17 protein-coding genes and 1 pseudogene are annotated in these 26,994 nt (G+C 71.3%); 6 read left to right on the forward strand and 12 right to left on the reverse strand.

Going from position 1 to position 26,994, the window contains the following annotated elements; genetic code table 11:
- Positions 1–100: 100 nt before the first annotated feature.
- A complete protein-coding gene (gene eccD / locus VFA06_RS17990) occupies positions 101–1,534 on the reverse strand; it encodes a type VII secretion integral membrane protein EccD (RefSeq protein ID WP_324841764.1) in 1,434 nt (477 codons plus the stop codon).
- Positions 1,535–1,785: 251 nt separating this feature from the next.
- On the opposite strand from eccD, the gene eccCa reads away from it, so the two are divergent.
- Complete coding sequence (gene eccCa / locus VFA06_RS17995; RefSeq protein ID WP_324841765.1) at positions 1,786–5,769, forward strand: type VII secretion protein EccCa; 3,984 nt, start codon at positions 1,786–1,788, stop codon at positions 5,767–5,769.
- Positions 5,770–5,818: 49 nt separating this feature from the next.
- Here the strand turns inward: eccCa and VFA06_RS18000 are convergent, their stop codons facing one another.
- Both VFA06_RS18000 and eccB read right to left on the reverse strand, forming a co-directional pair.
- A complete protein-coding gene (locus tag VFA06_RS18000; protein WP_324841766.1) occupies positions 5,819–7,147 on the reverse strand; it encodes a S8 family serine peptidase in 1,329 nt (442 codons plus the stop codon).
- Between the two features lie 63 nt (positions 7,148–7,210).
- Positions 7,211–8,734, reverse strand: a complete 1,524-nt coding sequence (gene eccB / locus VFA06_RS18005) for a type VII secretion protein EccB (RefSeq protein WP_324841767.1) — start codon at positions 8,732–8,734, stop codon at positions 7,211–7,213.
- Between the two features lie 363 nt (positions 8,735–9,097).
- Here eccB and eccE point away from each other — a divergent pair, with 363 nt between their 5' ends.
- The 4 genes and pseudogenes from eccE to VFA06_RS18025 all read left to right on the forward strand — a co-directional run bounded on the left by eccE (position 9,098) and on the right by VFA06_RS18025 (position 15,923).
- Positions 9,098–10,441, forward strand: a complete 1,344-nt coding sequence (gene eccE, locus VFA06_RS18010; RefSeq protein ID WP_324841768.1) for a type VII secretion protein EccE — start codon at positions 9,098–9,100, stop codon at positions 10,439–10,441.
- Complete coding sequence (locus VFA06_RS18015; RefSeq protein ID WP_324841769.1) at positions 10,438–11,307, forward strand: hypothetical protein; 870 nt, start codon at positions 10,438–10,440, stop codon at positions 11,305–11,307. Before eccE ends, VFA06_RS18015 begins: the two co-directional genes overlap by 4 nt.
- Positions 11,308–13,204: 1,897 nt before the next feature.
- Positions 13,205–14,422 (forward strand): annotated as a pseudogene (locus tag VFA06_RS18020) (MinD/ParA family ATP-binding protein); the annotation flags it as partial.
- A 184-nt stretch (positions 14,423–14,606) separates the two neighbouring features.
- A complete protein-coding gene (locus VFA06_RS18025) occupies positions 14,607–15,923 on the forward strand; it encodes a M20/M25/M40 family metallo-hydrolase (RefSeq protein ID WP_414639923.1) in 1,317 nt (438 codons plus the stop codon).
- An 11-nt stretch (positions 15,924–15,934) separates the two neighbouring features.
- Here VFA06_RS18025 and VFA06_RS18030 read toward each other — a convergent pair whose 3' ends face one another.
- Positions 15,935–16,906 carry a bifunctional riboflavin kinase/FAD synthetase gene (locus VFA06_RS18030; RefSeq protein WP_324841772.1) on the reverse strand — a complete coding sequence of 324 codons (972 nt, stop codon included), beginning with the start codon at positions 16,904–16,906 and terminating at the stop codon, positions 15,935–15,937.
- 151 nt (positions 16,907–17,057) lie between these two features.
- On the opposite strand from VFA06_RS18030, the gene VFA06_RS18035 reads away from it, so the two are divergent.
- Positions 17,058–17,744, forward strand: coding sequence for a hypothetical protein (locus tag VFA06_RS18035; RefSeq protein ID WP_324841773.1), 687 nt, complete (start codon positions 17,058–17,060; stop codon positions 17,742–17,744).
- Between the two features lie 25 nt (positions 17,745–17,769).
- Here the strand turns inward: VFA06_RS18035 and truB are convergent, their stop codons facing one another.
- The 8 genes from truB to VFA06_RS18075 all read right to left on the reverse strand — a co-directional run bounded on the left by truB (position 17,770) and on the right by VFA06_RS18075 (position 26,960).
- Positions 17,770–18,696 carry a tRNA pseudouridine(55) synthase TruB gene (gene truB / locus VFA06_RS18040; RefSeq protein ID WP_324841774.1) on the reverse strand — a complete coding sequence of 309 codons (927 nt, stop codon included), beginning with the start codon at positions 18,694–18,696 and terminating at the stop codon, positions 17,770–17,772.
- A gap of 48 nt (positions 18,697–18,744) precedes the next feature.
- Entirely contained in the window at positions 18,745–19,206 is a 462-nt protein-coding gene (gene rbfA, locus VFA06_RS18045; RefSeq protein WP_324841775.1) for a 30S ribosome-binding factor RbfA, read from the reverse strand.
- 71 nt (positions 19,207–19,277) lie between these two features.
- A complete protein-coding gene (locus tag VFA06_RS18050; protein ID WP_349260234.1) occupies positions 19,278–19,574 on the reverse strand; it encodes a DUF503 domain-containing protein in 297 nt (98 codons plus the stop codon).
- A 158-nt stretch (positions 19,575–19,732) separates the two neighbouring features.
- Complete coding sequence (gene infB / locus VFA06_RS18055) at positions 19,733–22,822, reverse strand: translation initiation factor IF-2 (RefSeq protein ID WP_324841777.1); 3,090 nt, start codon at positions 22,820–22,822, stop codon at positions 19,733–19,735.
- A 203-nt stretch (positions 22,823–23,025) separates the two neighbouring features.
- The gene (locus tag VFA06_RS18060; protein ID WP_324841778.1) at positions 23,026–23,322 is read right to left on the reverse strand and encodes a YlxR family protein; all 297 of its coding nucleotides are present in this window, start codon (positions 23,320–23,322) and stop codon (positions 23,026–23,028) included.
- Between the two features lie 115 nt (positions 23,323–23,437).
- Complete coding sequence (nusA, locus tag VFA06_RS18065) at positions 23,438–24,436, reverse strand: transcription termination factor NusA (protein ID WP_324841779.1); 999 nt, start codon at positions 24,434–24,436, stop codon at positions 23,438–23,440.
- An 11-nt stretch (positions 24,437–24,447) separates the two neighbouring features.
- Entirely contained in the window at positions 24,448–25,008 is a 561-nt protein-coding gene (gene rimP, locus VFA06_RS18070) for a ribosome maturation factor RimP (RefSeq protein ID WP_324841780.1), read from the reverse strand.
- A 203-nt stretch (positions 25,009–25,211) separates the two neighbouring features.
- Entirely contained in the window at positions 25,212–26,960 is a 1,749-nt protein-coding gene (locus tag VFA06_RS18075; protein WP_324841781.1) for a proline--tRNA ligase, read from the reverse strand.
- Between the last annotated feature and the right edge of the window lie 34 nt (positions 26,961–26,994).

Below are 26,994 nucleotides of genomic sequence, written 5' to 3' on the forward strand. Positions count from 1 at the left end.
TCTTACTCACGAGCACAAACGAACCCGGCGGTGCCTCTGCAGCACCTCAGGCGCTGCGTCAAGCAAGTCTATCCGACCTGAGGAGCGCTTTCGGCCACGCTCAGTGGTGTCCGACCGACTGGACCGTGCTGTAGATGTTGAGCACGCCGAGCAGCACCGGGATGACCGAGGCGAGCAGCAGTCCGTCGAGCAGGTCGATGCTGCGCGCCCAGCGCGGGGACAGCGAGCGGTTCGGCAGCGCGAAGGCGACCGCGACCAGGATCAGGCCGCCCGCGAGTACCGCGCCGAAGAACCAGGTCTGGCGGGCGAGCGTGGAGACGTGGACCGCCGCGCCGACCAGCAGCACCACGACCGTGCCGACGCCGCCCCACACCAACGTGTTGACCTGCGAGGAGCGGCGGAACAGCCGGGCCCGGGAGAGCAGTGCGAGGCCGAGCACGCTGGCCATCCCCTGAGCCCAGGCGCCGCCGCTGCGGCCGTCGCTGGCGAAGGAGAGGACGAACGCGCTCAGCACGACGGTCACGGCGCAGGCCGCGGCCAGTCCGGTCAGCAGCTCGTGGCTGCGGCGGGCGCGGCGGTCGATCGAGGCGGTGTCCACCGGGTCGTCGTTGCCGGCCGGCAGCGCGGCCTTCTGCGCGGTGCTGCTCACCTGCGGCGCGCCGTCGACGAGCTGCGGCATCGGGAAGCGCACGGCCCGCAGCGCGAGACCGGGCAGGAACCCGATCGCGGCGATGGCGACCGTCCCGGTCCCGGCGGCCAGCTTGGCCGGGTCGGCCCCGCTCGCCAGGCCGACCGCGCCGGCGACGGCGCCCGCCGCGGCCGCGATGGCCGCCGCGAGGTATGCCTCGTCGTGCTCCTCCTGGAGGATCGCGCCGACGACCGAGACCACCAGGACGGCGGAGCAGCCGACGATGAAGTGCGAGCGGCCGAGCCCGGCGCCCGCGTTGATCGGCAGCGCGCCGATGCCGGCGAGGAAGGCGTACGGCACCGCGCAGGCGCCGAGGACCGCGCCGCCGACGTGGTCGCCGTAAACCCGGGAACGCAGACCGCCGAAGACGGTGAGCAGCAAGGCCATGACACCGGCCACGAAGGCGGGCATGCCGTGTGGGTCGTTCGAGGTCCACAGCACCCACGCGCCGAGCGCGAGCAGGGCGGCGCCGCCGGTCAGGCCGATCCGGCGGTAATGCGTCGCGCCCCACATCCGGCGGTCCTCGGCGACGGTCTGCGCGATGGCGTCGACCACGTCGTCGAAGACCGGCGGGGGCAGCGTGTCGGTGGCCGGGCGCAGATAGAGCAGGTCGCCGTTGCGCACCCCCTGCGCGGCGAAGGACATGCCGGTGTCGAGCTCGGAGCCGTCGAGCCTGGCGAGTACGAACCCTGCGTGCGCGCCCTCGCTCTGCCACTGGTCGGCCATCCGCAGCACGTCCGGAAGCAACTCGGCCAGCGGGACGTCCTCCGGCAAAGCCACATCGACCCGGACATTCGGCGCGACCACCGTAATTCGGCAGAAGCCTGTCATAACCCCGCTGCTCATCGCGGCCCCTCCTCGTTCCCCGCTCGCCGTCGGCCTGTTGGCGCGGCAGGCATCCTACCTACTGGCCGCATGCGGCCGGTAGCATCGGGTGCGATACCAGTATTCGGGTGCCGCGATACCGCCTCAGGCGTATGGGAAGGCGCCTGGCGCTCCCGCTGCCGCAGCGCCTAGATTGCGACACTGTCGAACTGCCCGGGCTGGTTTCGCGGGATACAACACGGGACTGGTCCACACACGGGAGGGGCTGCGGGTTGAGTACGGTCATTGTGAAGCGGCCACCACGGGTGCATCCCCCGCAGGTGCCCGCGGGAGAGGTGTTCCTCGAACCGCCGCCGGAGCTGGCACGCACCGCGAAGGACGGCGGCGCACTGATGCAGGCGCTGCCGATGCTGGCCAGCGTCGGCTCCGTGGCCTTCTTCTTCATGCCGGGAACCAATGTCCTGATGAAGCTGATGGGCGGCATGACCCTGATGTCGTCGCTCGGCTTCGTGGTCATGTCCTTGGTCAAGGGCAAGGGCGGCGGCAAGGGGAAGACCGCCGACGCGCGCCGCGACTATCTGCGTTACCTGAGTCAGGTGCGCGCGCAGGTGCGCAAGACCCAGCAGCAGCAGTACACCGCGCAGATGTGGTCGCACCCGAGCCCCGCGCACCTGTGGGCGATCGTGACCAGCGGACAACGGCTTTGGGAGCGGCGGCCGACCGACCCGGACTTCGTGCAGGTGCGGCTCGGCTCGGGCGCGCAGCGGCTCTCCACGCCGCTGGTGGCCCCGGAGACCGCGCCGGTGGACGAGCTCGAGCCGGTCTGCGCGGACGCGCTGCGCCGCTTCATCACCGTGCAGGGCACGCTGGACGGCCTGCCGCTCGCGGTCTCCTTCCGCTCGTTCTGGCACGTGCTGATCGGCCCGAGCGGCAACGGCACCGCGGACGACGCGCGCGCCGAGGCCCGGGCGATCCTCTCCCAGCTGGCCACCTTCCACGCCCCTGACGAGGTGCGCATCTGCGTGGTGGCCGCGGAGAACCGGCGCCAGCACTGGGAATGGGTCAAATGGCTGCCGCACGCGCAGCACCCGAAGGACACCGACGCGGCGGGCTCGGTGCGCCTCATCTTCTCCGACGCCTCAGAGCTCGAAGAAGCCCTGGGCGCCGACCTGGCCGACCGGCCGCGCTACTCGCGGGACAACCCGCCGCTCTATGAGCAGCCGCACATCGTGGTCGTCGTGGACGGCGCGCGGGCCAGCGGCGAATCCATGCTCTTGCACGGCGACGGCCTGATGGGCGTCACCATCGTCGAGATCGACACCGAGGGCCACGCGGCGGCGGTGCGCGGCGGCGTGCAGCTGGGCATCGACGGCGGCAAGCTGAACCTGGCCACCTCCACCGGCGCCACCTTCACGGGCAACAGCGACCGGCTGTCCATCCCGCAGGCCGAGGCGCTGGCCAGGCAGCTGGCCCCGCTGCGGGTCGGCGGCGGCGCGGACGGCGACGAGCCGCTGCTGTCCTCGCTGGACTTCACCGACCTGATGGGCATCGGCGACCCAGGGTCCTTCGACACCCGGCGCGGCTGGAAGCGGCTCTCGCCGCAGGACCGGCTGCGGGTGCCGATCGGGGTCGGCGAGAACGGCGAGCCGGTGATCCTGGACATCAAGGAAGCGGCGATGGGCGGCATGGGCCCGCACGGCCTGTGCATCGGCGCCACCGGTTCCGGCAAGTCCGAGGTTCTCAGGACCCTGGTGCTCGCGCTGGCGGTCACCCACTCCTCGGAGAACCTCAACTTCGTGCTCTCCGACTTCAAGGGTGGCGCGACCTTCGCCGGCATGGCGGAGATGCCGCACACCGCGGCGGTGATCACCAACCTGGCCGACGACCTGACCATGGTGGACCGCATGCGCGACGCCATCGTCGGCGAGATGAACCGGCGCCAGGAGATGCTGCGCGACGGCGGCAACTTCAAGAACATCCACGACTACGAGAAGGCCAGGGCGGCGGGAGCGGCGCTCACCCCGATGCCCAACCTGGTGATCGTGCTGGACGAGTTCTCCGAGATGCTCACGGCCAAGCCGGAGTTCCTCGACCTGTTCATCCAGATCGGCCGCATCGGCCGATCCCTCGGCGTGCACCTGCTGCTGGCGTCGCAGCGCCTTGAGGAAGGCAAGCTGCGCGGCCTGGACACCTACCTGTCCTACCGGCTGGGCCTGAAGACCTTCTCGGCGGCCGAGTCCCGCGTCGTGCTCGGCGTCCCGGACGCGTTCACGCTGCCTTCGATCCCTGGCTCGGGGTATCTCAAGACCGTGGGTCAGGAGGGCGGCAACCCGGCAGGTACCCGGTTCAAGGCCGCGTACGTGTCAGGGCCCTACCGCCCGCAGACCCGGACCACGGTGGCCCGCAAGCTGGACCACCGGCGCCCGACGCTGTTCACCTCGAACTTCCAGGCCCCGCCGCGGGTGGACGAGCCGGTCGTCGCCGCTCCGGTCAAGGAGGACGACGACGCGCTGGTCGACACCGTGCTGGACGTGCTGGTGCGGCAGATGGAAGGCCAGGGCCTGCCGGCGCACCAGGTGTGGCTGCCGCCGCTGAACGAGCCGCCGACGCTGGACCAGCTGATGCCGGGCCTGCAGCCGACGCCGCAGCGCGGCCTGACCGCGACGGAGTACTCGGGCTCGGGCCGGCTGCTGGTGCCGATCGGCATCGCGGACAAGCCGATCGAGCAGAAGCGCGAGCTCTACCAGATCGACCTGTCCTCCGCGGCCGGTCACGCGGTGGTGATCGGCGGTCCGCGCACCGGCAAGTCCACCATGGTGCGCACGATCCTGATGGGCCTGGCGCTCGGGCACACCCCGCAGGAGGTGCAGTTCTTCGCCCTGGACTTCGGCGGCGGATCGCTGATGGGACTGGCCGGACTGCCGCACACCTCCGGGATCGGCGGACGCCTGGACGTGGACGTGGTGCGCCGCGTGATCAGCGAGGTCGTCTCGATCCTGGACAAGCGCGAGGAGTCCTTCCGCCGCCACGGCATCGACTCGATCGGCACCTTCCGGGCCCGCAGGGCCCGCGGCGAACTGCCGGACGAGCCGTTCGGTGACGTGTTCCTCGTGGTCGACGGCTGGGCCACCCTGCGCGCGGACTTCGAGACCCTCGAGCAGGACATCCTGGAGATCGCACAGCGCGGCCTCGGTTTCGGCGTGCACGTGATCATCACCGCGGCGCGCTGGCCGGAGATCCGCCCGCAGCTCAAGGACGCCATCAACACCCGCATCGAGCTGCGCCTCGGTGACCCGATGGAGTCCGACATCGACCGCAAGGTCGCGGTCAATGTGCCCACCGGCGCCCCGGGACGCGGCCTGACCAAGGGCAAGCTGCACTTCCTCGGCGCGCTGCCGCGCATCGACGGGGTCGAAGACGCCACCGATCTAGCCGACGGCGTGGCCAAGGCGGTGCACGCGATCGCGGACGCCTGGCAGGGTCCTGCGGCACCGAAGCTGCGGATGCTGCCGCTGATGGTGCCTTACACGGAACTGCCCGCACCGGCCGCCCGCCCCAACCAGGTGGTGCCGCTCGGCGTGGACGAGACCAAGCTGGAGCCGGTGTACCTGGACTTCAACGCCGACCCGCACTTCCTGCTGTTCGGCGAGGGCGAGTCCGGCAAGACCTCGGTGCTGCGCACTCTGGTCCAGGGCATCACCGAGGCCTACACCCCGCAGCAGGCGCGCATCCTGGCGGTGGACTATCGCAGGTCTCTGCTCGGCGCGATCCCCGAATCGCACCAGCTCGCCTACTGCGCGGCCGCTCCGGCGGTGCAGAGCGTGCTGGCGGAGGTCAAGCCGTTCCTGGACAAGCGCCAGCCGGGTCCGGACGTGACCGCGGAGCAGCTGCGTACCCGCTCCTGGTGGACCGGCCCGGAGGTCTTCGTGATCGTGGACGACTACGACCTGGTGGCCACCCCCGGCGGCAACCCGCTCGGACCGCTCGGCGAGTACCTGCCGATGGCCCGCGACCTCGGGTTCCACCTGATCATCGCGCGGGCGTCCGGCGGCGCGGGACGCGCGCTGTTCGAGCCGCTGATCCAGCGCATGCGCGAAACCCGCCAGCCCGGCCTGGTGCTCTCCGGCGAACGCGACGAGGGCCAGCTGATCGGGCAGGTGCGCCCCAGCCAGCAGCCCCCCGGCCGCGGCACCCTGGTCTCCCGCAAGCACGGCACGATCCTGGTACAGACCGCGTACATCCCGCCGGCGGTGTGAGACCAGCCGGGCGCTCTACCGCAGCTCTCTGCGGTAGAGCGCCCGGCGGCTAGAGCGACATCCGGCGGCGGCGCGCGTCGCGCGCGATGAACGTGCCGGCCAGCGTAACAATCACGATCAAAATCGCCGAGCCGAGCGCGATGTAAGCGCCCCGGTGCTGGTCGACCACGGTCTGTGCCGGGGCCGGGTTCACGATCGGGAGCATCGGGATGCCGTGGCTCACCGGCTTGTCCTGAGCCGGCCCGTCGGCGTTGGGACCGGCGCCATAGAGGCGGGTTAGCTTCGTCGGATCGGCGCTGAGCGCGGCGATCGCGGAAACCTCACCCCAGCCCTGGGACCGGTTCCACGAGCCGTTGCCGCTCGCGGTCGACTCCAGCACGTGCATGACGGTCTGGACCGACCAGTCGGGGTGCTTGGCGATGAGCAGCGCCGCGATCGCGGAGACGTAAGGCGCGGCGAAGCTGGTGCCGTCGTCGTGGTGGATCTTGCCGTCCGGGAACAGGCCGCCGACGTCGACGCCCGGCGCGGTGACCCCGAGGTAGGGCCCTGTCTCGGAGAACGCCGCGACGCCGCCGTCCTGCGTCGCCGCGCCGACCGTGAGCAGATACGGCACGTACGCGGCCGGGTAGGTGGTCGGGTTGACGCCGTAGTCGGCGTTGGTGTTCTGGTCGGTGGCGTCCTTGTTGCCATAGTTTCCGGCCGCAGCGACGATCAGGACGTTGTGTTGGTAGGCGTTGATGATCGCGGCCTTGAGGACATCGTCGGGGACGTATCCGGCCTGCGATATGTTGATCACCCGCGCGTGCGCAGCGACCGCCGCGTCGATCGCGCTCGCCATGGTGCGCTCGTCATTGCCGCCCTGGACGTTGCAGCCGGCCTCCCGGTAAATCAGGAGGCTGACGCCTGGCGCGAGGCCGACCATGCCGTTGCTGCCGGGCTTCGGCTGCGCGGCGATGATCGAGGCGACGAAGGTGCCGTGGCCGTCGACGTCCGCCTTGTACACGCCGCCGCTCTTGGTGAAGTCCTGGCCCCCGATGATCGCCGGGGACAGCTGGCTGTTGCCGCCCGCGATGCCGGTGTCGATGATCGCGACCTTGACTCCGGCGCCGGTGCCGTACTGGGCGGAAGACTGCGTATTCGCGTACGAAATCTCCCATGGCGTCGCGGTCTGATCGGGCCACGGCTGCTTGCTGTCGTTCTTGGTGCAGGTGCTGTCGTCCGCCGGCGTGGTGCCCGCGGAAGCAGTCAGCGTGGAACCGGAATGCGGCAGCGCCGCGGTCGGCGCGAACCCACACACACCCATCGTCAGCAGCGCCGAGGCTCCCGCCGCGCACGCCCGCGTTCCGGCCCGCCGCCGGTGTCCGTTTCGTCCGGTCATCACGCCACCCGCCGTCCCTGGTCCAACTTCAGCCCCGACCACGCTTCGATGCCGTCAACCGGTTCAATTGCTCGTGAGGGACGGGGTGGTGCCGGCGCGCGCCGGATCCAATTCCGGGCCGGTAGGCACCAGGCTCATCCAGGCCTGCGGGACGTGCGTCACCTGCACCTTGTCGTAGAGCAGCATCTGCGCGGCGTTGACCGGCTGAGAGTCGGCGGCCGCGCCTGGAAGTTTCGCGCTCGGTGTCATCAGGTACTGCGTGCCGGTTTCCGTGATCAGGTACTCCGGGCCGCTGTTCAAGTTGTTGCCGCCGCTCACCTTCCGCGCCAGGGCCGCGTGGCCCGCCTTGACCAGAACGTAGTCCGCCAGGGTCTGGCCGGTGCCCTGCACGGAGACGCCGTTCGGCAGCGGCTGCGGCAGGTGCGTGCCGTAGTAGAGCGAGATGTGCGGCAGATCGCCGTCGTAGCTCTGGGAGAAGCCTGCGCAGAGCACGCCGAAGCCCGGGGTCTTCCCGTCGGTGTCGACGAGCGTGACCAGGCTCTGCGGCCAGTCGCTGCCGGCGTTCAGCAGCGAGGTTGGAGAGGTCAGCTCAGCCCTCGGCTTGGCGTTGAGGATCTGGGCCCCGTTGAGCGACATCTGGCGTACGTTCCCGTTGCTGCCTGCAGGACCCACCTTGTACAGCGAGTAGACGAAGGCACTGACCTGAACCAGTCCGTCCTCGGTCTGGATGTAGTAACCGCTCTGCTGGCCGTTCTCGCCCTGCACGGTGCCGAAGTCGCCGATGTGCCTGCCGAGCTGGTCCGGCGCGGTGACCGGGTCGCCAAGGCCCGCGACGCTCGGCAGTTGCAGCGGTGTGCCGGGGCGGAACGCCTTGAGCCAGGCGTCGGACACCCAGGGTCCCGCGCCGGTGCCCTGGGGGACGGAGACCTCGACGAGCTGGCTGGTGACGGCGCTGTCCTGGATCGGATAGGCGTAGTCGCCGTCGATGAGGTAGTTCGTGTTGTTCGTGTCGTGCGCGACGAAGCCGGTGTTCTGCAGCGCGGTGCTGTCCGAACCGGCGCCGTATCCGATCTCGAGGATCGTCTTGCCGCCCGACTTCGTCTGGTCCGCGTGGCTCGCCGAGTCGAGGCAGAGCGTCCACTGCGTGAGGTCGACGTTTCCGGGGCTGGGCACGTCCGGGGGCGCGTTCAGGATGCCGATCGGCGCCCCGATCGTCACATCCGGCCCGTTGATCACGCTGTCCGGCACGTCGTACTTCTTGAAGCTGCTTCCGAGCAGCAGCTTCGCGGATGTGACGTTCACCACCGGATGCAACTGCTTGTCCTGTGGCGAGTAGACATATTCGGCCCCGGACGAGTTGTCGACGACCAGTCCGCTCTCCCAGCCGCTCGGGGCGGACGGCTTGAAGACGCCGAGCACGGCGACGCCGGCCACTGCGATGGCGCTGAGGATCGCGGAGGTGAAGAAGGTCTTGACGGGCCGGGGCGCGGCCTCGTCGCTCCCGGTAGGCGAGGGCGCCACCAGATTCGCAACCATGCGCCTGCGCGCGAATACGAACGCGTCGAGCTGGTCTTTGCGAGTAGCCATGCTCTACCCCTCGCCCCCATGAATGACGTACGACTGCTGTGTTACCGCATTGACGGTGCCGAAGCTGCTGTGTGTCCGCCGTGCTCCCGCGTCGTGCGACCCCTTGTATCACAGAGTACGGCGGTGCACACGGTACCCTCTTTCGCACCGACTTCGCGGCCCCGGGCACGGCACGGACATCTCACCGCACTGTGGCGCGTGGCTGTGTGTGCCGTGTGGCGAAAAGTTATCCACAGGATCTGAGATCGATGGTGGAGTTCCGCGGCTCGGACGAAGTACGGTAGCGGTGCAATTCCGGTTCCAGCGACGGAACGACCTGGGGCGGCGCTCTGGGTGACAGCATGGGGGCAGGCGCGAGGGGCTATGGCTACGGCGGCGACGACCAATCGGGGATCGAACGGTCCGTACAATCCGGGCACACCGGGCGGTGGGCGCAATTCCGGGCGGCGCGGCGGCGGCCGGTCGCAGCCGGGCGGCGGTACGGGTGCCCAGCGCTCCGCTCCCGTGCGTGCCCAGGCCGCGATCTATCCGCGGCCGGGCCGGATCGGGCGGCTTCAGGTCATCCGGCTGGTGTTCCTCGAGGCAGCCGCGGCCCTGGTGGCGGTGCCGCTGCTGACGAAGCACACCTTCTGGGTCGCGCTCACGCTGCCGATCGCGGCGCTGTGCGTCGTGGGCGCGCTGGCCGGCAGCCACGGGCGCTGGCTCGGCCAGATGTCCCTGGTGCGCGGCGAGTACCGCGAGCGGCGTTCGCAGCATGTTGACGCCTCGGGCGGCGAGGCCGCACTCGCGCCGCTGCGTGAGACTTTCCCGGGACTGCGGACCGTGACGATCAGCAGCCGTAGCGGCGAGCCGGTCGGCATGATCGGCGACGGGACGTTCCTGACCGCCGTGATCCGAGTCAGCAGCCGTACCGAGCCGCTGCGTGCGCCGCGTACCGCGCAACCGCTGCCGCTCGGGGCGATCGCTGGCGTGCTGGCCGACGACAAGCTGTCAGCCTCCTGCGTTCAGATCATCACATACACGCAGCCGGCGCCCGCTCCGCATCTGCCGCCGCACGCGCTGGCGGTGCGCTCGTATCAGGAAGTCATGGGTGACGTTCCGGGGCAGCGCACGACGTGGGTCGCGGTACGGCTGGATCCGCAGGAGGCCATGGGCGCGATCGAGGCGCGCGGCGGCGGCGCCATTGGCACCCAGCGCACGCTGCTGACCGCGGTGCAGCGAGTGGCCAGCGACCTGGAGGGCGCCGGTTTCGAGGCGGTGCCGCTGAGCGAGCCGGAGCTGATCACCGCCCTGGGTACCGCCTGCGCGGTCAACCCGCAGGTCGGCACGACGCCGCGCTCGGCGGGCACGGCGCACCGCACCGATGAGACCAAGCGCACCTGGCGCTGCGACGACCGCTGGCACACGACGTATTGGGTGGACAAGCTGCCGAGGCTGGCCGCGGACAGCACGCCGAACCTGGTCGCGGCGCTGACCAGTGTGCCGACGCTGGCGACGAGCTTCGCGGTCACCGCGACCCGTGGCACCGGCGGCTCGGTGGGCTTCAGCGCGCACGTTCGCGTCGCGGCGCGCTCGGAGGCGCAGTTGGCCGAGGCGGCGAAGACGCTGGAGCAGCGTGCGGCAAAGGCCGGGGCGCACCTGACCCGGCTGGACGGCGAGCAGCTGCCCGGTCTGGTGGCGACGATTCCGCTGGGAGGGGAAGCATGAGCGGCACCGGCTCGGGTGGTTACCCGGACAGTGGATACGCGCGTACCGCGACCCCCGCGCGTCCTTATGACAGCGGCCCCTTCCCAGGCGCGCCTCAGGGTGCGGGCCAAGGCCAGGGAAGCCAACAACCCCGGCTCGTGGTCGCCGCCCGCCCCTCTCGCGCGGAGGAGACCAAGCTGCTGCCGGTGCGCGGGCCGCGGCACGAGCGGCACATCCTGGAGGCCGACCAACTCAACGCTCTGAGTCTGCCGGTAGGCGACGACGGCGTCGTGATCGGCACCGACCCACACCGCCAACCCGCGGTCCTCGGCCTGTTCCGGCCGCGTCCGGTGGACGGCGCGCTGGTGGCCGGCTCGTACCTGGCACAACTGCTGGCGCTGCGCGCGGCGGCGACCGGGGCGCGGATCGTGATCGAGACGGCGCGGCCGGAGCTGTGGAGCGCGCTGGCGCAGAACGCCGGTGGCGGGCAGCAGATCGTGGCGCTGGTCCCGGTGCGCCGGGTGGGTGCGCTGGGTGCGAGCTCCACGAGTCCGGTGCTGCTCATCCGCGACTGCGGCGCGCGTCCACCTCGGCTCGCGCAGCCGAAGACGCCGTGGCAGACGACGCTGACATTGCTGCCGTTCCTGGATCCCGGCTACGCGGGCCAGTTGGTCGGCGCGGATCTGGTCGCGTTGCAGCGGATCTCGCCACAGGAGGCGCAGCTGGCGTCGCGCGTGGTGCGCCTCGGCAACGAGGACGTGCAGGCGCTGCCGGGCCTACCGGACGAGCTGACGCTGTGGTGCGCGCGGCACGGCAGGCAGTACGTCTACGGGATGCCGACGCAGTTGGAGGCCGGCCTGATCGGCGCTCCACGCCGAATGGACTGACGCGCGCGTTCGGCACCTCTTGTCGCGCTGCGCCGCCCCGGTCCCTTCAGTCCGATTGCGTTCGAATCACACCGATTCGCTACTCATTCCGTAGCGGGTGGCGGCCTGACTACAGTTGTGCCAACGGTGGATCTGGAGGGTGGCGGTGGCGGCAGTGAGCGGCGAGAACGGGTTCGGCGACAGCCCCGAGGACGAGGACTGGGCCGGACCGGTCTACACGGCGCCGGACTGGTACAAGCAGTCCGGCAGCCCGAACACGCCGGTGCCTCCGCAGCCGCAGCCTGCGCAGTCTCCCCAGCCGCCGCAGGCTACGCCGCAGCCGCCGCAGTCCCCGCACTCGCAGGCTGCGCCGCACGCCACGACGCAACCCATGCCGCACGGTACCGTGCAGGGCCAGCCACAGGTAGCACCTCAGTCCGCACCCCCGATGACGCCCCAAGCGCCGCAGCCTGCGCAGTCGGGACCGCCATTCATCCCGTTGCCCGGCCAGCAGCCGCCCCGTCCGCAAACCGGACCGAATCAGCCTATTTCGTCCCCTCCGGTCCAGGGCCAAGTTCAAAGTCCAGGCCAGGGTCAGGGTCAGGGTCAGGTCCAAAGCCCGGGCCAAGTCCAGGGTCACGGTCACGGTCAGCAGGGTCCGATCAGCCCACAGCCCTCATCCGGTCCCCCTTTCATCCCGCTCGCTCGGCCGACTGGTCAGGGGTCGACGCCTCCGCCGCCACCCCCACCGCCGCCGGCTTCGGTCGCGCCGCCCACTTCCGCGACGCATCAGCCACCCCCACCGCCGCCCGTGCAGACCGCCACGCCGCCTACGCCACCGCCGCCCGTGCAGACCGCCACGCCTCCTCCACGGCCGTCGATCCCGCCGCCCGCGTCTCAGGTCGCGCCGTCGGCCACACCGCCGCTTTTGGCGCCGCCGCCGATCGGCCGTCCGGTGCTGCCCGAAGCCGCAGGCGCGAACGCTGACACGCCTGGCCCGCATTTCGGCCAACTCGCCACGCCTCAGGCCCCGCGCCCGAGCTCGGGACCGGCTGCGCCGCCGCCTCCGCCGCCCGCGCCATCCGTCCAGTCGAACGCGGCTCCAATGGCGCCGCAGGCGACTGCCGGGGCACAGTCGCAGCCGAAGCCGCCCACGCCCTCCCCCGCGCACTCAGCGCCGCCACCACCGCCCCCGGCGTCTTCGATGTCTTCGGCTGCCCAGTCAGCGCCTCCGACGCCTTCGTCCAGCGCTTCGACGCCGCCGCCGACTCACTCAGCACCGCCACCACCGCCCCCGACGTCTCCGGCTGTTCACGCTGCGCCACCACCACCTACGGCGTCTCCGGCTGTTAATACCGCGACGCCTCCCGCACCCCCGACAGCTGTTCCGCCCCCGCCCGCGCCGACGCCTCAGGCACAGCTCGAGCGCTCGGGTAGCTGGAACGTGGCTCCGCCCGCGCCGAACTCGTGGCAGGCGGGTCCCCCTGCGCCGTCCAACGGAGCGTCGCCGGGAACGCCCGTGCCGCCGCCTCCGCTCGTGCCACCACCAGTGGCTCCGCACCCGTCGCAGGCGCAGCAGCCAGTGCCGCCGCAGCCTCAGCCCGGCCAGCCGCAACACGGACAATTTCAGGCGCCGCGGCCACAGCCCGGGCAGTCCCAAGTCGGCCAGCCGCAACCACCGCAATCACCACAGTCACCGCAGTCGGCGCAGTCGGCGCAGCTCCAATCGCCACGCCCTCCAGCGCCCCTACCCCCGGCCCCGGTGACTCCCGCGCCGATCAACGTTCCGCCGTCCACGCAGCTTATTCCGCGTGTGCCTAACGTCCCGGCGACCACCAACCCGGACACGCCACCCGGGCCACCCAACAACGTGTGGGCACCACCCTCTCAGAACCCTCAGGCTCCCAACGCCCAAAACCCTGGCGCCCCGGCTGCGCAGCCGATCCAGCCCCCGCAGCCGCCTGCGTCATACCAGCCGCTGCCACCAGGGCAGCACCAGCCACAGCTCCAACCGCCGCACAACCCACAGTCGCCACAACAGCAGCACCCGCAGTACCAGCCGCCGCAATACGGCCAGTACCAGCCCCCGACCGGCACGACGGCGCCCACCGCGTATCAGCCCCCGCACCCGACGCAACCAGGTCAGAACCCGTACGGCCAGCGGCCCGGCGGCTACACCGGTCAGCCGCAAGCCCCTATTCCCGGCGCCGGGCTCCCCCTCGGGCTCCAGGCCTCGCAGGACCTCACCTCCGACCGTCTCGTGCGCAAGGCCGAGCCGGTCGCCCGCACCGGCTGGCGCAAGACCGTGCGCTCGGCCACCGGCGGCCTGATCAAGCCAGCCCCCGGCAAGGCGGAAGCACACCGCATGGAACTGCTCGAACGCGTGCGCACTCCGCTACTCGGCTGCCATCGCATCGCGGTCATCTCGCTCAAGGGCGGTGTCGGCAAGACCACGACCACCACCGCACTCGGCGCTACGCTCGCCTGGAATCGCGGCGACCGGGTCATCGCCGTCGACGCCAACCCCGACGCCGGCACCCTTGGCCGCCGAGTGCGCCGGGAGACCGGGGCCACCATCCGCGACATGCTGCAGGCGCTGCCCTCGATCCAGAGCTACGTGGACATGCGCCGCTACACCTCGCAGGCCCCCAGCCGCCTGGAGATCCTGGCCAACGACGTCGACCCGGCCGTTTCCACCACGTTCAACGACGAGGACTACCGCCGCATCATCGGCGCGCTGCAGCGTCAGTACTCGATCATCCTCACCGACTCGGGCACCGGCCTGCTGTACTCCGCGATGCGCGGCGTGCTGCAGCTGGCCGACCAGCTCATCGTGGTCTCCACCCCTTCGGTGGACGGTGGGAACTCCGCCTCGACGACTCTCGACTGGCTGATCGCGCACGGGTACCAGGACCTGGTCTCCCGCGCGGTCACCGTGATTTCCGGGGTGCGGCCGTCCGCCAAGGAATTCGACCTGAACCAGCTGATCACCCACTTCGCCGCGCGCTGCCGCGCCGTGGTGCCGATCCCGTTCGACCCGCACCTGGGCACCGGTGCCGAGATAGACCTGGAGATGCTGCGCCCGGCCACCGCGGACGCGTACCTGGAACTGGCCGCGAACGTCGCGCAGGGATTCGGGGAGCGCACCCGGTAGCCTGCCGGATCCGCCGTATCCACCGGATCAGCCGTAGCCACCGGATCCGCCGTATCCACCGCACCCACCGCACCCACCACACGCGCCGTACCCACCGGATCCGCCGCACCCGCCGCAATGGGTTCGGCGTGAGGTGATCGGCTTGGGTACGGTGGTGGCCATGGACATGCACCCCGACGAAGCGTCCTATGGCGAGGTGGTCGGCCTGCTGACCGACCTGATCCGGATCGACACGTCGAATCCGGTCGAGCCTGAGCGGCCCGCCGCCGAGTACGTCGCCGAACGGCTCGCCGAGGCGGGGTTCGAGCCGCGGATCTTCGAGTCCGAGCCCGGACGCGCATCGGTCGTCGCGCGCTTCGAGGGCAGCGATCCCTCCGCGGACGCGCTGCTGCTGCACGGGCACCTCGACGTCGTGCCGGCCGACGCCGCCGACTGGTCGGTGCCGCCCTTCGCCGGCGAGGTGCGCGACGGCCTGGTCTGGGGCCGCGGGGCCGTGGACATGAAGAACATGGACGCGATGACGCTCGCCGTCGTGCGGCGCATGGTGCGCGAGGGCCGCCGGCCGCGCCGCGACGTGGTGCTCGCCTTCCTCGCCGACGAGGAGGCCGGCGGCAATCAGGGGGCGAAGTTCCTGGCCGCGAAGCACCCGGAGCTGTTCGACGGCTGCACCGAGGCGATCAGCGAGGTCGGCGGCTACTCCTACGAGGTCTCCCCCGACCTGCGCCTGTACCTGATCGAGACCGCGCAGAAGGGCCTGTCCTGGATGCGGCTCACCGCGCGCGGCCGCGCCGGGCACGGCTCGATGCTCAACGATGAGAACGCGATCACCACGATCGCCGCGGCCGTCGCCCGCATCGGCGAGCACCGCTTCCCCACCACGCTGATCCCGACCGTCCGCGACTTCCTGACCGAGGTCTGCGACGCCCTGGGCGTCCCGTTCGATCCCGCCGACCCCGAGGCCGCGGTCGAGCGGCTCGGCCCGCTGGCCCGCTTCGTCGGCGCGACCCTGCGCCACACCGCGAATCCGACCATGCTCGAAGGCGGATACAAGAGCAACGTCATCCCCGAGCGCGCCTCGGCCGTGATCGACGGGCGCTTCCTGCCCGGCGGCGAGGAGGAGTTCCTGGCCGCGATCGACGAGCTGGCCGGGCCCGGCGTGACCCGCGAGGCGATCCACCACGACCGTTCCGTCGAGGCACCCTTCGGCGCTCCGATCGTCGACGCGATGCTCGAAGCGCTGCGCGCCGAGGACCCGGCCGCGCGCACCGTGCCCTACTGCCTGTCGGCCGGCACCGACAACAAGACCTTCGCGTCGCTGGACCGCTCCGGGAAGGGCGGGATGCGCGGCTACGGCTTCGTCCCGCTGCGGCTGACCCCTGACCTCGACTTCGCCGCGATGTTCCACGGCGTGGACGAGCGGGTGCCGATCTCAGCCCTCGACTTCGGCTGCCGGGTGCTCGACCGCTTCCTCGCGATCGCCTGACAGCTGTCGGCTCAGGACCGCGTCGCGGCGGCCAGCAACTGCTGCGCCTCCTCGACGTCCGTGTTCATCCGCTTGATGAGCTCTTCCATCGAGTCGAACCGCTCCTGGCCGCGCAGCCGGGCCAGGAAGTCGACGGCGACGTACTTGTCGTACAGCTCCAGATCCGTGCGGCCGATCGCGTAGGCCTCCACGGTGCGCTCGGTTCCGTCAAAGGTCGGATTCGTGCCGACCGAGATCGCGGCGGGCAGCGGGTCCCCGTCCACGACCAGCCAGCCCGCGTACACCCCGTCGGCCGGGATCGCGGTGTGCGGCGGAGTGTCCACGTTCGCGGTCGGGAAGCCCATCTCGCGGCCGCGCTGCGCCCCGCGCACGACCGTTCCCTCGACCCGGTGCGGCCGCCCGAGCCGCCGCGCGGCGGTCTCCACGTCCCCGGCCAGCACCATCCGGCGCACGTCGGTAGAGGAGAAGCGCGGCTCGGTGCCCGCCTCCCCGTTCTCGTCGGGCGCGGCCAGCGAAAGCCCTTCGGCGCTGAAGCCGTAGCGCTCGCCCAGCTCGGCCAGGGTTTCCACGGTTCCGGCCGCGCGGTGTCCGAAGCGGAAGTTCTGGCCGACCACCACGGCGATCACGTGCAGCCGATCGACCAGCACCTGCTGGACGAACTCCTCCGGCGTCAGCTTCGAAAGTTCCAGGGTGAACGGGAGCACCAGCACCGCGTCCACGCCGAGAGCCTGCATCAAATCCATCCGGTGCGCCGGGGTTGAGAGCAGCGGCGGATGGGTACCGGGGCGTACGACCTCGCTCGGATGCGGATCGAAGGTCAGCGCGACGGCCGCGGCCCCGCGCTGCCTGGCAAGTTCGACCGCGCGGCGCACAACCCGCTGATGGCCCTTGTGGACACCGTCGAAGAAGCCGACGGTGACGACGCAGCCGCCGGGCACGCCCCAGCCGGGGGGCACCTCGGACAAGCCGTGCCAGCGCTCCATGGACCGTCACTCCTCCAGTTCGAACCCGTCGCTGTCCAACCTTGCCAGATCGCCGTGAGCGATCCGCACCGGCCGCCCCTGTCGCCCGTCGGACCGGGCGTTTACGATGTTCGACCGCACGCACTGTAAACAGGAGGGGAACCCCGTCGTCATGGCCTACCCGCAGCCGGGACCGCCCCCGGCTTATCCCCAGTATCCCGGTCAGACCGGGATGCCTGCCAAACCGCCCATCCCGCGGACCGTGCAGAACGCCTTCTACCTCATGCTGGCCGGCGCCGGGCTGACGCTGATCTCGGCGATCATCGGGCTCACCCAGACCTCCACGATCCGGGACACAATCCGTAACCAGCACCCGGACTACTCCAGCGCCAAAGTGGACACCGCGGTGCACGCCGGCGTCGCCTTCGCCGCGGTGTTCGGCTTGATCGAGGTCGGGCTGTGGGTCTGGATGGCGTTCGCGAACCGCAACGGACGCAACTGGGCGCGCATCACCTCCACGGTGTTCTTCGGCATCAGCTGCTTGAGCGTCATCGGCCTGCTCGCGGCCTCGGCCGGCGGCTCCGGGCCGTTCTCGGCGCAGAAGGCCTCCGGGATCGGCGTCGCCCTCGGCATCATCACCTGGCTCGTCGGGCTGGCCACGATCATCCTGCTGTGGAACAAGCAGTCGGGTCCGTACTTCAAGCCGCCGCAGTTCGGCGTGCCTGGCGCGCCGTATCCGTACCCGTATCAGTACGGGATGCCCGGCCAGCAGCCCACACCGCCCGCCCCCGGACAACCGGGCGGCCCGCAGGTGCCGCAGGATCCGCCCACCGACCCGTGGTCGAACCCGTCGCAGTAGCCGAAAGCAGTAGCCGAAAGTCTTCTTAAACGAAGACCGCAATCGGCTTGGCCCGCTCGCCGCGTTCCTCGACCAGCGCGAGGAACGCGCCGTCCGGGCCGAAGACCGCGATCGGCCCCTCGCCCAGGCCGGGCGAGGGCAGGAAGCCGCCGTGCGCGATCGTCTTCGCCTGCTCGCCGTCCACGTCGTAGCGGGGGAAGGCGACCGCCGCAGCGGCCGCCAGAGACAGCACGGGTAGCGCCTCGGCCTGCGCTGCCACCGCGGCCAGTTCGTCGAGCGTATGGGCCTGTGCGAGCCCGTACGGGCCCACCTGGGTGCGTCGCAGGGCCGTCAGATGCCCGCCGACGCCGAGAGACGCGCCGAGATCCCGGGCCAGCGCCCGGATATAGGTCCCGCTGGAGCAGGCGACCGTGACATCGAGGTCGACGACACCCAGCCCCTCGGCCGCTTCGACGCGCCGGATCTGACGGACCGTGAACTCATACACGGTCACCGGCCGTGCGGCGAGCTTCACCTCGTCGCCCGACCGCACCCGCGCGTACGACCGCACACCGTTGACCTTGATCGCCGACACCGACGAAGGCACCTGCATGATCTCGCCGGTGAGCGGGCTCACCGCGGCGAGCACGTCGGCGTCCGCCAGATGCCCGGTCGGGGCCGCCGCGGTCACCTCGCCCTCCGCGTCGTCCGTCACGGTCGTCTGGCCGAGCCGGATCGTCGCTTCGTACACCTTGCGGGTCAGGGCGAGGTGCCCGAGCAGCCGGGTCGCCTTCTCTATGCCGAGCACGAGCACGCCGGTGGCCATGGGGTCGAGCGTCCCGGCGTGCCCGACGCGGCGGGTTCCGGCCAGTCGGCGCATCCGCCCGACCACGTCGTGCGAGGTCCAGCCGGCCGGCTTGTCGACGACGACCAGGCCGTCCGGCGGCGCTGGGCGCGCTGCGTCACGCGTCAAAGTGTGCTCCGCCCCTACTGCTCATCCGCCCTGCTCACCCGGCGCGATTCACTCGTCCCCGGCGTCTTCCTCGTCCTCGTCCTCGGCGGCACGCGGCGCGCGGTACGGATCGGCGTCGCCGGCGTACTTTGCCTCCTTGGCCACCTCATGCACCTTGGCGTCGGCGGCGGCCGCGCGCGCCAGCAGCTCGTCGATCTGCTTGGCGCCTTCCGGAATGGCGTCGGCGACGAAGGCCAGGGTCGGGGTGAACTTCACCCCGGTCTGCCGGCCGACCTCGCTGCGCAGGATCCCCTTGGCCGACTCCAGCGCCGCCGCGGACTCCGAGCGCTCCGTCTCGTCCCCGAAGACCGTGTAGAAGACGGTCGCCTCGCGCAGGTCCCCGGTGATCCGGGCGTCGGTGATGGTGACGAAGCCGAGCCTCGGGTCCTTGATCCGGGTCTTGAGCGTCTCGGCCACCACCACCTTGATCCGGTCGGCCAGCTTGGCCGCGCGCGCGGTGTTGTTCGCCATCTTCCCGCTCCTGTCCTCTGCGCCGGTCCGGCGGTGTCTCGTCCACCCCGCCGGTCTGGTGGTTGCGTGCGTCAGTCGTCTTCATCGCTGCGGACGCGGCGGCGCACGGACAGCAGCTCGAACTCGGGCCGCCAGGCCACCGCGCCCTCACAGTCATCCAACAGCTCCACCACCCGTTGATGCGAGCCCGCCACGACGGCGACGCCCAAAATGGCCCGGCGGTGCAGGTCCTGGGCGCCGACCTCGGCGGCCGCGACGGCGGGGCGGCGGCTCAGCTCGGCCAGCACCGGCCGGATCAACCCGCGTTTCTCCTTGAGCGAGTGAACGTCGCCGAGCAGCAGGTCGAGGGTCAGGGTTCCGGTGAACACCAGTGACATCAGGGCCAGCCCGGCCCAGGGGAGGTGAGGTTGTGTCAGAACGATGAAACGGCTGGCCGATCAACTGATCGGTCGATCAACCGAGCGGTGCCCGGGATCGCGCCGCACTGTGCATTCAGTGCGGCGCGATCCCGGGCACCCGCCGCGGATCAGACGCGGGGCTTCTCCCGCATCTCGTAGGTCTCGATCACGTCGTCGACCTGGATGTTGTTGAACGAGCCGAGGCCGATACCGCACTCGAAGCCCTCGCGGACCTCGGTGGCGTCGTCCTTGAACCGGCGCAGCGACTCGATGCTGAGGTTCTCGGCCACCACCGCGCCGTCCCGGATGAGCCGGGCCTTGGCGTTGCGGCGGATGAGACCCGAGCGCACCAGGCAGCCGGCGATGTTGCCGAACTTGGAGGAGCGGAAGACCTCGCGGATCTCCGCGGTGCCCAGCTGCACCTCCTCGTACTCCGGCTTCAGCATGCCCTTGAGCGCCGCCTCCATCTCCTCGATCGCCTGGTAGATGACCGAGTAGTACCGGATCTCCACGCCCTCGCGGTCGGCCTTGGCCTTGGCCCGGCCGTCCGCCCGCACGTTGAAGCCGATGATGATGGTGTCGCTGGTGAGCGCCAGGTCCACGTCGGACTCGGTGATCGCGCCGACGCCGCGGTGGATGATCCGCAGGTCGACTTCCGCGCCGACGTCCAGCTTGAGCAGCGCGTCCTCGAGGGCCTCCACCGAACCGGAGACGTCACCCTTGATGATGAGGTTGAGCTGCTGGATGTCGCCGGCCGCGAAGGCGCTGCCGATGTCCTCCATGGAGACGCGCACCCGCCGCTTGGACAGCAGCGCGTTGCGGTCGCGGGCGGCGCGCCGCTCGGCGATCTGCCGGGCGACCCGGTCCTCCTCGACCACCAGGAAGGTGTCGCCGGCCCCGGGCACCGAGGTCATGCCGAGCACCTGCACCGGACGGGACGGGTCGGCCACCTCGACGTTGTTGCCGTTCTCGTCGAGCATGGCCCGCACCCGGCCGTGCGCGTCGCCGACCACGATGGTGTCGCCGACCCGCAGCGAGCCGCGCTGCACCAGCACAGTGGCCACGGCGCCGCGGCCGCGGTCGAGGTGCGCCTCGATCGCCACGCCCTCGGCGTTCTGGTTCGGGTTCGCGCGCAGGTCCAGCGACGCGTCCGCGGTCAGCACGATCGCCTCGAGCAGCTCCTGGATGCCGATGTTCTCGCGGGCGGAGATGTCCACGAACATCGTGTCGCCGCCGTACTCCTCGGCGACCAGGCCGTACTCGGTGAGCTGGCCGCGCACCTTCTGCGGGTCCGCGCCCTCCTTGTCGATCTTGTTGACCGCGACCACGATCGGCACCTCGGCCGCCTTGGCGTGGTTGAGCGCCTCGATGGTCTGCGGCTTCACGCCGTCGTCGGCCGCCACCACGAGCACCGCGATGTCGGTCACCTTGGCGCCTCGGGCACGCATGGCGGTGAACGCCTCGTGACCCGGGGTGTCGATGAAGGTGATCTTCCGCTCCTCGCCGCCGACCTCGGCCTTGACCTGGTAGGCGCCGATGTGCTGGGTGATGCCGCCGGCCTCGCCCGCGACCACGTTGGACTTGCGGATCGCGTCGAGCAGGCGGGTCTTACCGTGGTCGACGTGGCCCATGACGGTGACCACCGGCGGACGCGCCACCAGGTCGTCCTCGCCGCCCTCGTTGTCGCCGAACTCGATGTCGAAGGACTCGAGCAGCTCGCGGTCCTCCTCCTCGGGCGAGACGATCTGGATCTCGAAGCCGATCTCGGAGCCGATCAGCTGCAGGATCTCCTCGTTGACCGACTGGGTCGCGGTGACCATCTCGCCGATGGCGAAGGCCGCCTGCACCAGGGCCGCCGGGTTGGCGCCGATCTTCTCCGCGAGGTCCATCAGGGACGAACCGCGGGTCAGCCGGACGACCTGCCCGTTGCCGCGGGGCAGCAGCGCGCCGCCCATCGACGGGGCCTGCATGTTGTCGAACTCTTGACGCCGCTGCTTCTTCGACTTGCGGCCACGGGCCGGGCCGCGACCGCCGGGACGGCCGAACGCGCCCTGCGTGCCGGAACCGCGACCACCGCGACCGGCGCCGCCGCCACCACCGGGACGGCCGCCGAAGCCGCCGCCACCGCCGGGGCCGCCGCCACCGGGAGCGCCGCCGCCGGGACGCGGGCCGAAGCCCGCACCGGGACCGGGACGCGGACCGCCGGTGCGCGGGGCACCGCCGGCCGGGCGCGGACCGCCCGGAGCGCCGCCACGGGCACCCGGACCGCCGGGACGGCCGCCGCCGCCCGGACCGCCGCCGGGGCGGGGGCTGGGAGAAGGCCGGTTGGGCATCATGCCCGGGTTCGGACGCGGACCGCCGGGGGCGCCGCCGGTGCGGTCGCCGCGCGGGGCGGCGGGACGCGGCGGCATACCCGGACGCGGACCGCCCGGAGCGTCGCCGCGCGGGCTGCGGTCGCGGTCCCTGTCGCGGTCACGATCGCGGTCGCGCTCTCCACCAGCCGGACGCGGCGCGCCGGGACGCGGCATGCCGGTCGAGCCGGAGGTGAAGGGGTTGTTGCCGGGGCGCGGGCCGGCCGGACGCGGGGCGCCGGGACGCGGGGCTCCGCCGCCGGGACGGGGCGCGCCGGAGCGGTCGCCCGACGGACGCGGGGCGGGCCGGGGGCCGGGGCCCGCGGGGCGGTTCGGTGCGCCGCCCTGGGGCGCACCACCCTGCGGGCCGGGCGCGCTCGGCTGGGCCGGGGCGGCGGGGCCGGTCGGGGCCTCGAAGGACGGGGCGGCCGGACGCGGCGCGGCGGGCCTGGGCGCGCCGGGACGCGGGCTCTGGGTCGCCGGACCCTGCGTCGCCGGGCTCTGGGAAGTCTGCGGGGCAGGGGCCGCGGGGGCCGCGCTGCCGTTCGGTGCCGGCGCCGCCGGGCGCGCGGCCGGCTTGGCGGCCGTCGGCGCGGGCTTGGGCGACTGGGTCATCGGAGCCGGACCCGGACGCGGGCCTGGCTTGGGGGCGCCGGGACGCGGCGCGGTGGCGGTGCCGGAGCCACCACCCGACGCGGAGGCCTTGCCCCCGCCGTCGAAGGAATCCTTCAACTTACGAACGACCGGAGCCTCCACCGTAGAGGAGGCTGAACGAACGAACTCACCGAGGTCTTGGAGCTTGGCCATGATGACCTTGCTCTCAACACCCATCTCCTTGGCGAGTTCATAGACCCGGACCTTGGCCACTTCACTCCTGTCTCGGCCCGCGTCTTGTCCGCGCGACCGTCGGTATCACAGCATGGGCGTGCTCATTGCTGGGTGCTCATCGCGTGCTCATCGTGTTTCTCGACCCGCTTTCGCGTCGTAGCGATCCCTGTTGTTCGGCATTGCTATTTGACAGTGCTTCGGACAACTCGCCTGCTGCGCCTGTAACGGAGCGGGCAGCGGATTTACTCCGCGCCCGCCTCGGACGCCTCCAGCCGCGCGCGCACCCGTTCGACCGCGAGCGGTCCCGGCAGGCGGAAGGCCCGCGGGAAAGCCCGCTTGCGCTCGGCGAGGGCGAGACACGCGAGCCGCGGGTGCAGATAGGCACCGCGGCCCGGAAGGCGCCGACGCGGATCGGGCAGAACCTCGCCCTCTCCGGCGACGAGACGGAGCAGCCGTTCCTGCGCATCCCGGACACGGCAACCAACGCAGGTACGCGTCGGCGCGCCGCGCTCTCCCGGGTCTGTCGGCAGGCCAGTCACGTTCTATCTTACCCCCACGATCAGTGCGCCCGCTCCCCCGTTACCGCCGTCCGGGCAGGGGGCACCGGCCGCGCGCGAGCGCTCCTCGACGCGCGCGCGGCCCGTTGGGCGCCGATCAGCCGGCCGGCTGCTGCTCGGCGTCGGAGTGGATGTCGATCCGCCAGCCGGTCAGCCGCGCGGCCAGCCGGGCGTTCTGCCCTTCCTTGCCGATCGCCAGGGAGAGCTGGTAGTCGGGCACGGTGACCTGCGCGGACTTGGTCTCCGGGTCCACGATGCGCACCTTGGTGACCTTGGCCGGCGAGAGCGCGGAGGCGACCAGGCGCTCCGGGTCGTCGGACCAGTCCACGATGTCGATCTTCTCGCCGTGCAGTTCGTTCATGACGTTGCGCACCCGGGCGCCGACCGGTCCGATGCACGCTCCCTTGGCGTTCACTCCCGGTTTGGTGGAACGCACCGCGATCTTCGTCCGGTGCCCGGCCTCGCGGGCCACCGCCGCGATCTCCACGGTGCCGTCCGCGACCTCGGGCACTTCGAGCGCGAACAGGCGGCGCACCAGGTTCGGGTGCGTGCGCGACAGCGTGACCTGCGGTCCGCGCTGGCCCCGGCGTACCGCGACGACGAGGCACTTGATCCGAGTGCCGTGCTCGTACCGCTCCCCGGGCACCTGCTCGGGGGCGGGCAGCAGCGCCTCGAAGCTCTCCTTCTTGCCCGAGTCGATCTCGACCAGCACATTGCGCGGGTCGTCGCCCTGCTGGACCTTGCCGGTGATCAGGTCGCCCTCGCGGGCCGCGAAGTCACGGAAGACCGCCTCGTCGGCGGCCTCGCGCAGCCGCTGCGCGATGACCTGGCGCGCGGTGGATGCGGCGATCCGGCCGAAGCCGCCGGGAGTGTGCTCGAACTCGGGACCGGAGGGCCGGCCCTCCTCGTCGGTCTCGGTGGCCCACACCGCGACGTGCCCGGTCTTGCGGTCGAGCACGACCCTGGCCCGCTGATAGGCGCCCTCGGTCCGCTCGTACGCGAGCAGCAGCGCCTGCTCGATGGCCTCGAAGAGCCGTTCGAGTGAGATCTCCTTGTCCTGCGCCAGGTCGCGCAGCGCCCGCATGTCGATGTCCATCGCGTCCTCAATCAGCTCTCGTCGTCAAGCTCATCGTCGGAGCGCGCGTCTTCATCCGATTCGTCGTCAAGCGCCGAATCGTCCGCGTCCTCGGCGGCCCGGTTGAACTCGACCTGCATCCGCGCCTTGGCGATCTCGCCGTAGGGCAGGACCCGCTCCTTGTCGCGCTCCCCGACCAGCAGCGTCACCCCGTGCTCGTCCGAGGCGGATACTCGTCCTTCCACCTCGCCGCCCGCTTTGAGCGTCGCCTTGACCAGCCGGCCCCGCGCGCGCCGCCAGTGCCGCGGCTCGGTCAGCGGCCGGTCGATCCCGGGCGAGGTGACTTCGAGCACGTACGCGGCCTCGCCCATCGCGGCATAGCCGTCGAGGGCCTCGGAGACCGCACGCGTCACGTCGGCGACGTCATCCATCGAGACGCCGCCGTCCCGGTCCACCACCACGCGGATCAGCCGACGCGACCCGGCCCGCTGCTCGGTCAGGTCCTCGAGCTCCGCGCCGGCCCGCTCGACCACCGGCTCCAAGAATGCGCGCAGCTTCTGCCGGTCGAGCCTGGGCGGCGCGGTCGGGCTCATCGGGGTCGGCTCCTCGACGGATGTGGGGTCTGGTCTTGCGTTCTGTCGCCTACCAGGGTAGTCGGTCCGGCGGCAGGAGAAGTCCAGGTCGATCCAATCGGGTAAGAGCGACCGAGAGACGAGAGTCCGGTCCCAGCCCTCGGTCGCTCTTGAAGCCGGCTTCCCGTGGGCGGCGGGCGCCGCGAACGACGCCCGCCGTACGCTCAGCCCGCCAGCGCCCGCACCCGCGCCGCAGCCTCGGCGACCGGCACGTCCTGGCGCTCGCCGCTGGCCCGATCGCGCACCTCGACGACGCCGTCGGCCAGGCCCTTGCCGACCACGACGATCGTCGGCACGCCGATCAGCTCCGCGTCCTTGAACTTCACGCCCGGCGAGACTCCGCGCCGGTCATCGAACAGCACCCGCACGCCGGCGTTGTCCAGCTCGGTGGCCAGGGTCGCGGCCGCCTCGAACACCGAGTCGTCCTTGCCGGTGGCCACCAGGTGCACGTCCGCGGGAGCGATCTCGCGCGGCCAGACCAGGCCGAGCTCGTCGTGCTTCTGCTCGGCGATCGCCGCCACCGCGCGCGAGATCCCGATGCCGTAGGAGCCCATGGTCACGCGTACCGGCTTGCCGTCCGGACCGAGCACGTCAAGCTCGAAGGCGTCGGCGTACTTGCGGCCGAGCTGGAAGATATGCCCGATCTCGATGCCGCGGTCGATGGACAGCGCGTGGCCGCAGCGCGGGCACGGGTCACCGGCGCGCACCTCGGCCGCGCCGATGGTGCCCTCCGGGGTGAAGTCGCGGCCGTAGACCACGTGCGCGGCGTGCTTGCCGTTCTCGTTCGCGCCGGTGATCCACGAGGAGCCGGGCACGACGAGCGGATCCACCTTGTACGTGTATCCGGCCTTGGCCAGGCCTTGTGGACCGATGTAGCCGCGCACGAGCGCCGGGTGCTTTGCGAAGTCCTCGGCCTCGAACAGCTCGACCTCGGCCGGCGAGACCGCCGCCTCCAGGCGCTTGAGGTCCACCTCGCGGTCGCCGGGCACGCCCACGACCAGGATCTCCGGCTCCTTCACGCCGGGGTGGCGCAGCTTGACCACGACGTTCTTCAGGGTGTCCGCGGCCGTGATCGTCCGGCCGATGTCCAGCCCGTTGAAGAACTCGACGAGCGAGTCGATCGTCGGGGTGTCGGGAGTGTCGTAGGCCTTGAGCGGGGGCTCGGCCGAGGCGTCGAGCGCGGCGCCCGGCCGTCCCTCGACCGCTTCGGTGTTGGCCGCGTAGTCGCAGTTCGTGCAGGAGACGAAGGTGTCCTCGCCGGTGGGCGCGGGGGCCAGGAACTCCTCCGAGGCCGAACCGCCCATGGCGCCGGACATGGCCGACACGATCCGGTAGTCGAGGCCGAGCCGGTCGAAGATCCGGATGTACGCCTCGCGGTGCAGCTCGTAGGAGCGCTTCAGTCCCTCGTCGTCCAGGTCGAAGGAGTACGAGTCCTTCATCAGGAACTCGCGGCCGCGCAGGATACCGGCGCGCGGCCGGGCCTCGTCCCGGTACTTGGTCTGGATCTGGTACAGATTGACCGGCAGGTCCTTGTAGGAGGAGTACTCGCCCTTGACCATGAGGGTGAACATCTCCTCGTGGGTCGGGCCGAGCAGGTAGTCCGCGCCCTTGCGGTCCTTGAGCCGGAACAGGTTCGCCCCGTACTCGGTCCAGCGGCCGGTCGCCTCGTAGTACTCGCGCGGCAGCAGCGCGGGGAACTGGACCTCCTGCGCGCCGAAGCGGTCCATCTCCTCCTTCACCACGCGCGCGATGTTGTCCAGCACCCGCTTGCCCAGCGGCAGCCAGGAGTAGATGCCGGGCCCGACGCGGCGCACGTAGCCGGCGCGCACCAGCAGCTTGTGGCTCGGCACCTCCGCGTCCGCCGGATCGTCGCGGAGGGTCCGGAGAAAGAGCGTGGACATGCGCGAGATCACTGCGGCGCTCCTAGCGGAAGAGGGGGTGGATCGG

This window comes from Actinocrinis sp., from assembly GCF_035653575.1.
Classification (GTDB): Bacteria; Actinomycetota; Actinomycetes; order Streptomycetales; family Catenulisporaceae; genus Actinocrinis.